The sequence below is a fragment of the Sphingomonas sp. Mn802worker genome (assembly GCF_000382485.1).
Taxonomy (GTDB): domain Bacteria; phylum Pseudomonadota; class Alphaproteobacteria; order Sphingomonadales; family Sphingomonadaceae; genus Sphingomonas.
In genome coordinates, this window is sequence record NZ_AORY01000014.1 from 1 (window position 1) to 13,012 (window position 13,012).

A 13,012-nucleotide genomic window follows, 5' to 3' on the forward strand; every position below is an offset into this window, starting at 1 on the left:
ATCGGGCGCGCGGTCGCGCTTGCCTTCGCGCGCGAAGGCGCGGACGTGCTGATCAGCTACCTGAACGAAGATGATGACGCGGCCGAGACCAAGCGGCTGGTGGAGGATGCGGGGCGCAAGGCGGTGCTCGTGCCCGGCGACATCAGCGATCCCGCGCACGCGCGCGCGGTCGTCGCCAAGGCGGTGGAGGCGTTCGGTCGCGTCGACGTGCTGGTCAACAACGCGGCCTACCAGCACACCTTCGCCGAGATCGAGGACATCGCCGACGACGAGTGGGAGAAGACCTTCGCGATCAACATGCACGCGATGTTCTACCTGTCGAAGGCCGCGGTGCCGCACATGCGCGAGGGATCGTCGATCATCAACACGACGTCGATCAACGCCGACAAGCCGCTCCCCACCTTGCTCGCCTATGCGACCACCAAGGGCGCGATCCACAATTTCACCGCCGGGCTGGCGCAGCTGCTCGCCAAGCGTGGCATCCGCGTCAACGCTGTCGCGCCGGGTCCGGTGTGGACGCCGCTGATCCCGTCGACGATGCCGGCTGATCAGGTGAAGTCGTTCGGGCAGGAGACGCCGATCGGCCGCGCGGCGCAGCCGGCCGAGCTGGCGCCACCCTACGTCATGCTGGCTAGCGACGAGGCGAGCTATATCTCGGGCGCGACAATCCCGGTGACGGGTGGTACGCCGTTCCTGTGATCTGACGGACATGGAGTAAGGCCGCGTGGCGGTGACCGACATCGCCACGCGCGTGTACGACCATAGCTGGCGACTGGACCCGATCGTCCGCAGCCTGCTCGATACCGATTTCTACAAGCTGCTGATGCTGCAGATGATCTGGCGCGAGTACCGCGACGTGCGCGCGACCTTCGCGCTGATCAACCGGACGAAGTCGGTGCGGCTGGCGGAGGTGGTCGACGAAGCCGAGTTGCGCGAGCAGCTGGACCATGCGCGCGGGGTCAGGCTGGCGAAGAAGGAGCTGATCTGGCTGGCCGGCAACACCTTTTACGGCGAGCGGCGGATGTTCGCGCCCGATTTCCTCGCCTGGCTCGCCGACTTCCGGTTGCCCGATTACGATCTGCGCGTCGCCGATGGCCAGTACGAATTGCACTTCGAGGGTGCATGGACCGATACGACGATGTGGGAGATCCCCGCGCTCGCGATCGTCAACGAACTGCGCAGTCGCGCGGCGCTCAGGGCGCGCGGGCGCTTCGAGCTCGATGTGCTCTACGCGCGCGCCAAGGCGAAACTGTGGGAGAAGGTCGAGCGATTGCAGCAGCTACCCGAGCTGGTCATCTCCGATTTCGGAACGCGGCGGCGACACAGTTTTCTGTGGCAGCGCTGGTGCGTCGAGGCGTTGAAGGAGGGGCTTGGGCGCCGCTTCATCGGATCGTCCAACGTGTTGCTGGCGATGGACAACGACCTTGAGGCGATCGGCACCAACGCGCACGAGCTGCCGATGGTGATGGCGGCACTGGCCGATGACGATGCGGGCGTCGCGGCGGCGCCGTACCGCGTGCTGGAGGAGTGGCAGGCGCATTACGGCGGCAACCTGCGCGTCGTCTTGCCCGACGCGTTCGGGACCAAGGCGTTCCTGTCTCACGCGCCCGACTGGGTCGCAGACTGGACCGGGTTTCGTCCCGACAGCCTGCCGCCAATCGCCGCGGGCGAGCAGATCATCGAATGGTGGCGCGCGCGCGGGCGCGATCCGCGTGCCAAGCTGCTGATCTTCTCAGACGGAATGGACGTCGATTCGATCGAAACGACGTACCGCCACTTCGCGGGACAGGTGCGGATGAGCTTCGGCTGGGGCACCAACCTGACCAACGACTTTCGCGGCTGCGATCCGCAAGGCGGACACGCGCTGGAGCCGATCTCGCTGGTCGCCAAGGTGATCGAGGCCAACGGGCGACCGGCGGTCAAGCTGTCGGACAATCCGTCGAAGGCGACCGGGGACCCGCGCGAGATCGAACGTTATCTGCGGATCTTCGGTAACGAGGGGCGGACGCAAGCGACGGTGTTAGTTTGAGTGGCTTGGCGCAAGACCTAACCTGCTGACCCCTTCGAGGAGGGATGGTCGGCGGCCAAGTCGAGCAACGCGAACCAGTCGGCGTAGGGTGTGTTGCGTGCCATGTGGCGGTTGAGGTCGAGGGCGCCGTCTTCCCACCAGATCGGGCCACGTTCGCCCAGCGCGACCTTGGCGGCGTGGACGCGGGCACGGGCGGCGCTGATCGCGGTTGCGTCTTTCGCCTGGCCGATGATGCGTCGCGCGTTCATCAATTCGGCGACGAGTTCGGCGCGTCGCTCCGGCGACAACGCAGGGTTGCTTCGCCGCCACAATCGGCCGCGCACCACGATGTAGCGGCCATCGGGCGTGACAGGCGCAGGCTCAGTCGTGGCGCCGACGCCAGAGGAAGGCGGTGAGCCCCGCCACGCCTGCGGCGGCGATCCCGCCGGCGACCATGCCCGCCTTGCGCCGGCGCTCAGGATGGCGACGACCGCCGTCGGCCCCGCTGGGAGTCGCGGGCGGTTGGTGGATTGTGCCGGCATCGTCCTCGCCTGGCTTGGCGCGGTTTGACCAGACGTCCATGAAGCCGTTCATCATCGCGGCACCGAGGTTCGGCGCGGCGAACTGCCCGAGCTTCATCGCGCAGGCGGGCGCGCCGACAACGGTCGTGTTGCGCGGCCGTTTGGCGAGTTTCACCACCGCCTTTGCCACCGTTTCGGGTGCGAGCGCGCCGGGGGGCAGTGACAGCTTCGCGCCGGTGTAATTGCCCGCGTGATCGATACCGGGCGTGTCGACGAAGGTCGGGTAGACGTCGCAGACGTGGATGTGCGGGTGCTTCGATACTTCGGCACGCAACGCCTGGCTGAATCCGCGCAAGCCGAATTTGCTCGCGGCATAGGCAGCGGCGTAGGGCGTCGCGACAAAGCCGCCGACCGAGATCATGTTGACCCAGATGCCGCGGTCCTGCGCCAGAAAGATCGGCCACACCGCGTGCGCGTCGTTCATATGGCCTAGCAGATTGGCGTCGATCACCTGCTTGTGATCGGCCATCGGCACGTCCTCGTACTTGCCGACCACGCCGACACCGACGTTGCTGAACCACAGGTCGATCTCGCCCAGGATCGCCTTTGCCTCGGTGGCGAAGGCAGCGACGGCGGCGGCGTCGGTCACGTCGACCGAGCGTACCTCTGCAGTACCGCCCGCCGCGTGCACCTTGGCGGCAATGTCCTCCAGCCCCGCTTGCCCACGCGCGGCGAGCACGAGGTGCGCGCCCTTCTTCGCGAAGGCGAGCGCGGTGGCGGCACCGATCCCGCTCGACGCGCCGGTGATGACGACACGCAGGGTGGAGGATCGCTTGCTCACCGGCCGATCGCGTCCTTGATCGCATCACCCGCCTTGGCGAGCAGGCCCTTCTCGGCTTCCTCTGCCTCCGCCTTGGTCTTGAACGCGGCACCTTCGGGCTCGGCAGGCGGCGCGTAGACCGAGAACAGCTTCAGCGCGGTTGAGCCCTTGTTGGCGAAGTTGTGCTTTGATCCCTTGGGCACGACGACCATGTGGTTGGGACCCGCCTTGGTGTGATGGTCGTCGATCGTGACCTGCGCCTCACCGGTGACGATGAAGGTCGTCTGGTCGGCATTGTGCGTTTCGAGGCCGATATCCTCGCCCGCCGGGATGCTCATCAGCACCACCTGCACCTTGTTGTCGCGGTACACTTCCTTCTGCCAGAGCTCGTTGTTGTTCGCGAGCTCGACCATGTCCTTGTTGAAGATCGCCATCTTTCTTCCTTTCAATATGTTGCGGACAGAACGTCAGGGGGGCGCAAGCGTTCACTGCGTTCACAACAATGATTCGATCGGACGCGCGTGAGATTTCTGGTGGCAGAAAGTGAGACCGCGCAGGACCGTGCCAACCGGCGCGAGCGAGCAGGCAAGAGTTCGGGGGAGAGCTTCCAGGCGACGCTGGAGCAGATGGCGCCGGATGCGGAAGTCACTCGGGTTATGCCGGCCGACCCGGACGGTGACCGCCTGGGCGCGGACGAGATCGCTGAATACGACGCGGTGTTCCTGACCGGATCGCCGCTCCATGTCTATGACAACGCGCCAGAGGTCGACCGGCAGCTCGCCTTCATGCGCGCGGTGTTCGATAGCGGGGTGCCGTCGTTCGGATCGTGCGCGGGGTTGCAGGTCGCGGTCGCGGCAGCGGGTGGGCGCGTACGCAAGATGCCCGAGCGGCTGGAGGCGGCGGTCGGCCGACGGATCACTGCGACCGAGGCGGGACGCGATCACCCGCTGCTCGCCGGACGAGCGGCGTCGTGGGATGCGGCCTCGGTCCACAGCGACGAGGTCGAGGAACTGCCCGAGGGCGCGCTGCTGCTGGCGACGAACGGGGTGACGCGGGTGCAAGCAGTGGAAATCCGGCACGGCAACGGCGTGTTCTGGGGCGTGCAATATCACCCCGAGCTGAGCCCGGGCGAGATCGCTTCCGCGATCCGGGCGCAAAGCGAGTCGCTGGTTGAGGCGGGGCTGGCGAGCGACGAGGGCGCGGTGGAGCAGCGCGCCGCGCTGCTTGATCGTATCCAGCGCGACCCCGACGATCACGCCGCACGCTGGGAACTGGGCGTCGACGACGAGTTCGCGCACGAGGACCGGCGACGGCTGGAGATCGCCAATTTCATCGCCGCGATCCCGTCGCTGCGCGGTGGCAGGAACGGGGACTAGCGCGCGAGCAGGTCGGCGAGCGTGACGGGCGCGAAGTCGCGCGCGTCGACGCCGACATCGAACTGGCGCGGCATCGGCTTTAACCGACCGTGACTATGCCCGTGCAGGTTGATCGCGGCACGCGACTGACCGTTCCACGAACGAAAGGGGTAATGGCAGAGGACCAGCTTGCGACCGTCATGCTCGAGCTCGGCATAGTCGGCGACGCTCGCCCAGCCTTCGGCGGTGAGTGTGGCGTCGGGATCGTTGTTGCCGCGGATCAGATGCTTCGTGCCATTCAGGCTGGCGAGCAGTGCTGGCACGTCCGACGCGCGGCGCGCGACATCGCCCAGATGCCAGATTTCGTCATCAGCGCCGACCACCTCGTTCCAGCGCGCGACGAGCAGCGCGTCCATCTCCGCCACCGACGCGAAGGGGCGACGCTGGATGTTGATCGTGCGATGGTCGCCGAAATGCGTGTCGGCGGTGAAGAAACGCGTCATTGCCCGGTCGAACGTTCTGTGCGGCTTGCCTGATCCCCCCTATCTCCAATCTGTCATCAGGCGGGTTGCAGCAGGTCGGCCAGATAGGGATGCGCGCGGACGCGTCGCGCGTTGACCGCGTTGATCGCGTCGTCGTCGACCAGCCGCGCACCCGCGACGGTGCGGTACAGCGCGACGCAGCGATCGATCCGCGCGAAGCGGGCGCCATCCGCGGCGGCACGGGTGTAGAAATCCCAGTCGTTGCAATTGTGGAAGCTGGGATCGAAGCCCGCGACCGCGGTGACGATGGCCCGGCGCACGATCGACCAACTCGGCCCGATCACGCCGCCTGTGGCGAGCGCGCGGCGGATGTCGCCGCCCGACCAACCGCACTCGGGTTCGCCCGGCATTGCGTTCCCTTCGACGCGGGCGAAGGAGCCGACGATGATGTCGTGGCCCGCGGCTTGATCCAGCAGCGCGCGCGCTGCGCCCGGCAGCCATATGTCGTCGCTGTCGAGAAAGGCGACCCAGGGCGCGGTGCAGAGCGACACGCCGACATTACGTGCGTTCGACGCGCCGCCATTGCGCGGCAGGACGGCGGCCTCGACATTCGCGTGCATGCTCGCCAGCCGCCGGATGACCGCATCGCTGTTGTCGCTCGATCCGTCATCGACCAGCACGATGCGCGTCGGTGCGTGATCCTGCGCGAGGACGCTTGCCAGCGCATCGCCGACGACGTGCGCGCGGTTGTAGCAGGGGATGACGACGTCGTAGGCGGGCAGGGAAGCGTGCGTGGAGCGGGTAAGGTCGGAACGGCAGTCGTCGGTCGGCAGGTACATGGCGTCCTTTGCAAGTCTCGCGTGCACGCGCCGACATGATCGTCGCACGTACGATAAATATTCAGGGCTTTATGGAACCTTCTGCGAAGGTCAGAAGCACCATAGCAGATCGCGAGCGGACGGGAAGGTGCAAGAGCCTGTTTTCCGCCACTTCTCCGGTCGATTGTACGTCCTGACCTTGCTCCGCTACGATCCCGCTATGCGTGACGCAGCAGTCTGCGCGAGCGTGTCTCGGGTGGCGCGACCGTCGGGCACGACCACCCGGGGACGCGAGGATAATGCGGGAAAGTCGGGCAGGGCAGGCTTGCACGTTACGTCGCCGCGACGAAGCCGGCGGTTGCATGCGCAAGGCTCATGCCGGCTCAACGGCTATGGTCGCACAGGGGCGCGCCGCGCGATCGCAAGCTAAATCTAGTTGGTGCAACACAGCGGGTTTGTGCGCGCTGCCGGTTAGGTCGACGTTCGCCTACGTGGCCGTCGGCGGGATTCAAACAGCGCATGCGGCATCCGCTGATCAACAGAGAACGCCGCCCTGCTTTCAGCTACTCCTGCGCGACGCTGTCCAGCGGATCAGCGTCGCGCCTGAGCGGACCGGGTTACATCTTGTGCCCGGCGTCCATCTTTCCGGCCTGCATCTTGGTGACCATGTCGACGTGACGCTTGACGATCGGGGTCGCCGCCTTCGCGTTGGCGCGCAGCGCGGCCTGATCGCCGCCGGCAGCGTAGCTTTGCTGCAAGTCGAGCGCGGCCTGATGCGCGGGCAGCTGCTGCGCGAGATAGATGCGGTCGAAGTCGCCCGGTGCGGCCTGTTGCAATTCGTTGATCGACGCGGTTGCGCCGGCATCGAGCATCGGCGGCGTGGGGGTGAGCCCGGCCTTCTTTGCCGCCGCCATCGTCGCGGCAGTGGTCTTCTGATGGTCCTTGATCATCATGCTGGCAAAACGCTTAATCGCGGGGTTCTGCGACTTCTGCAGCGCAACCTGGCTCGAGTTGATCTCGTACAGGTCGCTCATGCCCGACGCCATGACATAGGGCATTGCCTGCGACTTCGCCTCGGCGGGCGGCGGAGGCGGCGGGGTCTGTGCAACGGCGGGAAGTGCGGCGGCGGCGGAGGCGAGCGCAAGTGCGATACCGGTGAGCGTCTTCATTTTCTTCTCTCCCTTACAGACAGGAATGTCGAGCGGACAGGAACATGGGTGACGCGGCACGACGCTGCGACATGCGTCCTTAACCAGAAGAACAGGGTTAAGTTTCCTAGCGAACACAAAAAGAACGCTGATATCGATCAAGCTCGTTGTTCTGCGTCGAGGAAAGTAGAAACGAGCTTTGCAGCCAACCATTACTTGGAGCGATCAGATTGAAGTGCGAGCGCTCACGATCCGCGCAGGCGAAAACCGATCCACAAGGTCCGCGGCGTCGCGCGTTCGACCAGGTCTGCGCCGCTGACGCCTGCCTCCACCCGCGCGTCGAAAAGGTTCTCCGCCCGCGCCTCAAGCGCCAGCGCGCGCGTGAGCGGCAGCGACAGATAGCCGTCGATCGTGGTTGCAGGAGCAAGCGTGCGCGTGTTGGCATCGTCCTCGAACTGGCGTGCGGCGTGGCGCAGCGTCGCCGACGCGGTCAGCGCGTCCCGTCGCCAGCCGAGCGTCGCGGAGACGAGGTCGCGCGGCGTCTGCGCCGGGCGCAGGCCGTCAAGCGTCGCCGCGCTGCCCAACGTTTCGACGCGCGGCGACACATGGCTCCACGATGCGCGTGCGAACAGCGGCCCGCTCGCGCGCCACTCCGCATCGATCTCGATGCCGGTCGAGCGGATGGCGTCGAGGTTTTGCCGCACGCGGTACACGCCCGCCGCCGACACGGAGCCGACGCCCGGGAAGGTACCGGGCCCGCGCGCGGCGGTGACGTTCGCGATCGCGTCCTCCAACCGGTTCCAGAACACCGTCGCGGCAAGGCTGACGCGCGCGGTGGGTGCGATCGTGACGCCGCCGTCGATCCCGCTCAGCCGCTCGGGTGAGAGCGCGGCATTGGCGGCGGTCGCATCGGCACCGACGCGGAACGGGCGGTAGAGCTCGTTCAGCGTTGGCAGGCGCCAGCCGCGATAGGCCGAGGCGCGCAAGCTCACGCCGTCGACCACCCGATAGGCGACGCCGGCACGTCCCGTCGCCTCCGTCCCATCGCGGTCGGCGAAATGATCGTTGGTGTAGACGGTGCCGGTGGTGAGCGCGCGTTCGCTCAGCCGACCGTCCGCGATCCACCAGCGATCGATGCGGCCGCCGAGCGTCAGCGTGAGTGGGCCGCGGGTCCGGCTCGCGTCGGCGAAGGCGCCAAGCGTCGTGCTGCTGCCGCCCGCCACGCGGCGACGCGTCGGCTGCGCGTTCACGTAGCTGTACAGCTCCTGTGTCCGTCCGCTGACATCGCGCCAGTCGACCCCGAGCCGCAGGTCCGCGTCCGCGCCGACCGGCGGCACGAGCTCCAGCCGCGCACCGACGCCGGTCGCGGGCGTGTTATACTGGTCGAGCGTCTGTGTCGCGGTGGTGCGCGCGGCGTCGATGCTGGCGAACTCGGACGCGAACGCGCGTGTCTGAAGATAGGCAAGCGCGGAATAGCCCCAGCGGCCTGTCGCATCGCCGTGCCCGACGAGGCGCAGGCTGGCGTCCGCGCCTTCGCTGCGGTTGGCGGAAAAGGCGGTGCCGCGCGTGCGCCGGTCGGTGAAGGCGCTGACGTTCGCCTGCAACTCGCTGTCGGTGCCGGTACGGATCACGCCGCGCATCGCGCCCGAAGCCTGCTCGTACGGCGCGCGGCCATCGACGGAACCGCGATCCTCCGCGACGATCGGAGTGAAACCGTCGCCGCGCGCATAGGCGGCGGACAGCGTCGCGAAACCGCGATCGTTGCTAAGCGTCGCCGATCCTTGCGTGTCGAGCGAGTTCCGGCTGCCATAGGCGACGCTGCCCATGTAGCGCGGCACTTGCGTCGGGGCGGCGCTTTCCAGCTCCACCGTGCCGGCGAGTGCGCCCGGGCCGTAGTAACCGCTGCCGCCGCCGCGGGTCACGCGGATGCGCCCGATGCGGTCGGTCGCATAGGCGGGGAAGGGCACCCAGCCGCCGAACGGATCGGCCTGCGGCACGCTGTCAAGGATCAGCAGCGCGCGGCTCGACGCGTTGCCGCCGATCCCGCGCAAGGAGATGCCCTGGCTGGTCGGATTGGCCGAACGCGAATCGGAGCGGCGGAACTGCTGCACGCCCGCCACGTCGGCGAGCACGCTTTCGAGCCGGTCGGCGGCGTTGGTTTGAAGCTGCTCGGCGGTGATCGTCACCACGCTGGCGGCGGCATCGCCGGGACGGTCGCTTAAACCCCGGCCGGTGACGACCACGTCCTCGCCGGTGATCGCCTCTGTGGGTGTCTGGGCGAAGGCCGAGGCCGCGCTGCCGAGCAGCAGGACGAGTGTGACGGTGCGACGGATCATGCGGTTACTCTTGCGCGGAAGCGCTCCTGTTAGCCGTGTGCGGCGGCCGACGCGTTAACTTTGCGCGGGTAGCGGGCGACTCGATCAGATCCAGTCGGCGTCGGCGTGCTCGCCCAGCCGCGGGCTGGCACGCGCGGCGATGACGCGGCGACCGTCGATCGTGATCGGCGCGGCCAGACCTGCCAGCCCGTCGACGCTGATCTGCATGCCCCTTGCAACCACCTGCGGGTCGGCGAAGACCTGATCGATGCGGTTGACCGGACCGACCGGTACTCCGGCATGCTCCAGCGCGGCGAGCAGATGGGCGCTCTCCCACTTCACCGTCTCCGCGACGATCAGCGGCAGCAGCGCGGCGCGGTTGCGCACCCGCGCCGGGTTGGTCGCGAAGCGCTCGTCAGCGGCGAGCGCGGGCGTGCCGAGTACCGCGCACAGCTTCGCGAACTGCCGGTCGTTGCCGACCGCGACGATCAGGTCGCCGTCGCCGGTCGGAAAGCTCTGGTACGGCGCAAGATTGGCGTGGCCGTTGCCCATCCGGCCGGGGACGGTGCCGCTCGCCATCCAGTTGAGCGCTTGATTGGCGAGCGCGCCGACCTGCGTGTCGAGCAGCGCCATGTCGATGTGCGCGCCCTGTCCGCTCCGCTCGCGCTCGCGCAAGGCGGCGAGGATCGCGACTGCCGAGTAGACGCCGGTGAATAGGTCGGCGATCGCGACGCCGCTTTTCTGCGGCGCGCCGTCCGGCTCACCCGTCAGCGACATGATCCCGCCCATGCCCTGAATGATGAAGTCATAGCCGGCGCGGTGCGCGTAGGGGCCGGTCTGCCCGAAGCCGGTGACCGAGCAGACGATCAGCCGCCGGTTCACTTCACGCAGCGTTGTGGCGTCGAGCCCGTATTTGGCGAGACCACCGACCTTGTAATTTTCGATCACCACATCGGCACCTGCGGCAAGGGCGCGCACGCGGGCCTGTCCCTCCCTGCTCGCGATATCGATCGCGACCGATCGCTTGCCGCGATTGCAGGCGTGGTAATAGGCCGCCGACAAATCGGTGCCGTCGTCGGCGGTGACGAAAGGCGGACCCCAATGGCGCGTGTCGTCGCCTTCGCCCGGACGCTCGACCTTGATCACGTCCGCGCCCAGGTCGGCGAGCAATTGCCCGCACCACGGCCCTGCGAGAATGCGCGCGAGTTCAAGGACGCGGAGGCCGGCGAGCGGACGGGGCGGGGTGGAGGTCTCTGTCATGCCGGGTGTTGTACCGGCGATGGGTGCGAAGTCGACGGGGCTGGGACGTGGTTGGTCACTGTCCTCTCTACCCCATCCACCAGACGCTGGAACTACATACCTAGTATGAGGTAGCAGACATCATCAAGGCGAATAAGCCGAAGGTGTGTAGTAGTATAGCGACCTCAAAGATAATAATAAGCTTTCTACCGCGCTTCATATCATCAAAAAGCCGGTACAAAGTAAAAGCCAGTATTGGAAAACGACAAAGGCGCAAGAAACGATAACATCACAGCTCCTCTACCAGAAGGAGACGAGTTTATGACCGCTGCAAACGCTCTCGGTCAAATCCCGATATGCAACTTCCGGTTGACATCGCGCCGGACCTGATCCGCGCGTGATGAAGGTAACGGGTCGCGCGAAGCTGCGCGGGCGCACGTGCGCGTGCGGGGTCAGCTTCGTTTCGGCGTGTATCGCGGTGAACAAACCGTCGTTGAACAGGCCGCGAACGCGGTGCCACCGGCTAATTGCCTCGATCAACCGCCGAACTGCCCAACCCTTGCCGGGTTGGCGCGGATGGTGCTCTCGGCCCGCATGTCTTGAACACGCCCGCCAACGCGACGAAGCCCGCTCCGCCCGCCACGCCGAAGCGAGAAGGGGCGGCACGGGCTTCGTAAGTCACCTGCTCAGATTGCGCAAATCAGACGAAGCTGCGACCGCCGCCTCCTCCGCGCCGACCGGAGCCGCCGCCACCACGCCGGCTGGCGTTGGCGTAGTTGCGGCCGCCGGTCGCGGCACCGGCGCCGCCGTTGCCACCGCTCGCGCCCTGGCGCGGCCCGCCCTGACGCTGGCCGTTGTGAGCCTGTCCGCCTTGCGCCGGACGACCGCCACCGTGTTGGCCGCCGCCGTGCGCGCGGGCGGGCGCCTGCGGCTCGTGCTGGCGCGAACCGTGTGCGGGGCGCGGTGCGTGCGTCGCCTTCGGGCGCGCAGGCCCGCGCTGGCGGTCGACGCGCGGTGCCGGGTCGGCACCGATCGTCTTGACGCGCTCGGCCTTCAGCTGGTCTGCGCGGCGGGTGAAGTCGTCGGGCAGCGGCACCGAGGGGATCTTCTGCCGCGTGACCTTCTCGATGTCCTTCAGGTACGGCCGCTCGTCATCGGCGCAGAAGGCGATCGCCTCGCCGCTCGCGCCCGCACGCGCGGTGCGGCCGATGCGGTGGACGTATTGCTCGGGCACGTTGGGCAGCTCGAAGTTGAACACGTGGCTGACGCCCGACACGTCGATGCCGCGCGCGGCGATGTCGGTCGCGACCAGGATCGGCACCTCGCCCGACTTGAACAGCGCCAGCGCGCGCTCGCGCTGCGGCTGGCTCTTGTTGCCGTGGATCGCGCTCGACGCGATGCCGTTGCCGGCCAGCAGCTTCACGACGCGGTCGGCACCGTGCTTGGTGCGCGTGAAGACGAGCGCGCGGTCGATCTTCGTTTCCTGCAGCAGGATCGTCAGCAGCGCCTGCTTCTCGGCCTGATTGCAGAAGATCACGCTCTGGTCGACGCGCTCGGCGGTGGTCGCGGCGGGCTTGATCGAAACGGTCGCCGGGTCGGTCAGAAACTGCGCCGCCAGATCACGGATCGCCACCGGCATGGTGGCGGAGAAGAACAGGGTCTGGCGCTTGCGCGGGACCATGCGGACGATCTTCTTCAATGCGTGGATGAAGCCGAGGTCCAGCATCTGGTCGGCCTCGTCGAGCACCAGGATCTCGATCATCGACAGGTTGATGTAGCCCTGCTCAACGCAGTCGATCAGGCGACCGGGCGTCGCGACCAGGATGTCGACGCCGCGCGCGACGTCCTGCCGGTTCTTGTTGATGCTGGTGCCGCCGAACACGGTCGCGACGGACATCTTGGAGAACGCGCCGTAGCCGCGCGCGCTTTCCGCGATCTGGCTGGCGAGCTCGCGCGTCGGGGCAAGCACCAGCATGCGGACGTGCGTCGGCAGCACGCGCTTGTCGGCAGCAACGAGGCGCTGGATCGAGGGCAGCACGAACGCGGCGGTCTTGCCGGTGCCGGTCTGCGCGATGCCGAGCAGGTCGCGGCCCTCGAGCAACGTCGGGATGCTGTCGCGCTGGATCGGCGTCGGTTCGGAATAACCCTTGGCCTCGATCGCGCGGACGAGCGGCTCGGCCAGGCCGAGATGTGCGAATGACATGGAAATATAGTCCAAATAAACGGACCCCCGACACGCATCGGGCGTGAAGAGGGCGGGGAGGTAAGAGACACCCCGCGTGACATGGGAGGTCGGTCGATGATCG

12 protein-coding genes are annotated in these 13,012 nt (G+C 67.3%); 3 read left to right on the forward strand and 9 right to left on the reverse strand.

All coding sequences use genetic code 11. The features are described 5' to 3' along the window. Positions 1-699, forward strand: a 699-nt coding sequence (locus SMN802W_RS0112660) for an SDR family oxidoreductase (protein ID WP_019517287.1), incomplete at its 5' end; no start/stop codon positions are given. Between the two features lie 25 nt (positions 700-724). Beyond that, the gene (pncB, locus tag SMN802W_RS0112665; RefSeq protein ID WP_019517288.1) at positions 725-2,029 is read left to right on the forward strand and encodes a nicotinate phosphoribosyltransferase; all 1,305 of its coding nucleotides are present in this window, start codon (positions 725-727) and stop codon (positions 2,027-2,029) included. Between the two features lie 17 nt (positions 2,030-2,046). Here the strand turns inward: pncB and SMN802W_RS17080 are convergent, their stop codons facing one another. The 3 genes from SMN802W_RS17080 to SMN802W_RS0112680 all read right to left on the reverse strand — a co-directional run bounded on the left by SMN802W_RS17080 (position 2,047) and on the right by SMN802W_RS0112680 (position 3,783). Continuing rightward, positions 2,047-2,316 (reverse strand): hypothetical protein, encoded by a 270-nt coding sequence (locus SMN802W_RS17080; RefSeq protein ID WP_019517289.1) that lies wholly within the window; start codon positions 2,314-2,316, stop codon positions 2,047-2,049. A gap of 73 nt (positions 2,317-2,389) precedes the next feature. Beyond that, positions 2,390-3,370: an SDR family oxidoreductase gene (locus tag SMN802W_RS0112675; protein WP_019517290.1), complete on the reverse strand. Its 981-nt coding sequence runs from the start codon at positions 3,368-3,370 to the stop codon at positions 2,390-2,392. Then, positions 3,367-3,783, reverse strand: a complete 417-nt coding sequence (locus tag SMN802W_RS0112680) for a cupin domain-containing protein (protein WP_019517291.1) — start codon at positions 3,781-3,783, stop codon at positions 3,367-3,369. Before SMN802W_RS0112680 ends, SMN802W_RS0112675 begins: the two co-directional genes overlap by 4 nt. A 99-nt stretch (positions 3,784-3,882) precedes the next feature. On the opposite strand from SMN802W_RS0112680, the gene SMN802W_RS0112685 reads away from it, so the two are divergent. Next, positions 3,883-4,725 carry a type 1 glutamine amidotransferase gene (locus tag SMN802W_RS0112685; RefSeq protein WP_019517292.1) on the forward strand — a complete coding sequence of 281 codons (843 nt, stop codon included), beginning with the start codon at positions 3,883-3,885 and terminating at the stop codon, positions 4,723-4,725. Here the strand turns inward: SMN802W_RS0112685 and SMN802W_RS0112690 are convergent. From SMN802W_RS0112690 to SMN802W_RS0112715, 6 genes are all read right to left on the reverse strand, one after another. Next, positions 4,722-5,207, reverse strand: a complete 486-nt coding sequence (locus SMN802W_RS0112690; protein WP_019517293.1) for a metallophosphoesterase family protein — start codon at positions 5,205-5,207, stop codon at positions 4,722-4,724. The genes SMN802W_RS0112685 and SMN802W_RS0112690 overlap by 4 nt on opposite strands. Positions 5,208-5,263: 56 nt before the next feature. Beyond that, complete coding sequence (locus SMN802W_RS0112695; protein WP_238560205.1) at positions 5,264-6,052, reverse strand: glycosyltransferase family 2 protein; 789 nt, start codon at positions 6,050-6,052, stop codon at positions 5,264-5,266. A gap of 569 nt (positions 6,053-6,621) precedes the next feature. Further along, positions 6,622-7,173, reverse strand: a complete 552-nt coding sequence (locus tag SMN802W_RS0112700; RefSeq protein WP_019517295.1) for a DUF4142 domain-containing protein — start codon at positions 7,171-7,173, stop codon at positions 6,622-6,624. A gap of 224 nt (positions 7,174-7,397) precedes the next feature. Further along, positions 7,398-9,488, reverse strand: a complete 2,091-nt coding sequence (locus SMN802W_RS0112705) for a TonB-dependent receptor (protein ID WP_019517296.1) — start codon at positions 9,486-9,488, stop codon at positions 7,398-7,400. 84 nt (positions 9,489-9,572) lie between these two features. Then, positions 9,573-10,727: a CaiB/BaiF CoA transferase family protein gene (locus SMN802W_RS0112710; RefSeq protein WP_037524071.1), complete on the reverse strand. Its 1,155-nt coding sequence runs from the start codon at positions 10,725-10,727 to the stop codon at positions 9,573-9,575. 679 nt (positions 10,728-11,406) lie between these two features. Beyond that, the gene (locus SMN802W_RS0112715) at positions 11,407-12,909 is read right to left on the reverse strand and encodes a DEAD/DEAH box helicase (RefSeq protein WP_019517298.1); all 1,503 of its coding nucleotides are present in this window, start codon (positions 12,907-12,909) and stop codon (positions 11,407-11,409) included. Between the last annotated feature and the right edge of the window lie 103 nt (positions 12,910-13,012).

What these genes read in the sequence shown, in the direction of transcription:
- SMN802W_RS0112715 (WP_019517298.1), bottom strand. Translation starts at nt 12,909, where the DNA reads ATGTCATTCGCACATCTCGGCCTGGCCGAGCCGCTCGTCCGCGCGATC.
- SMN802W_RS0112690 (WP_019517293.1), bottom strand. Translation starts at nt 5,207, where the DNA reads ATGACGCGTTTCTTCACCGCCGACACGCATTTCGGCGACCATCGCACG.
- SMN802W_RS0112710 (WP_037524071.1), bottom strand. Translation starts at nt 10,727, where the DNA reads ATGACAGAGACCTCCACCCCGCCCCGTCCGCTCGCCGGCCTCCGCGTC.
- SMN802W_RS0112680 (WP_019517291.1), bottom strand. Translation starts at nt 3,783, where the DNA reads ATGGCGATCTTCAACAAGGACATGGTCGAGCTCGCGAACAACAACGAG.
- SMN802W_RS0112705 (WP_019517296.1), bottom strand. Translation starts at nt 9,488, where the DNA reads ATGATCCGTCGCACCGTCACACTCGTCCTGCTGCTCGGCAGCGCGGCC.
- SMN802W_RS0112700 (WP_019517295.1), bottom strand. Translation starts at nt 7,173, where the DNA reads ATGAAGACGCTCACCGGTATCGCACTTGCGCTCGCCTCCGCCGCCGCC.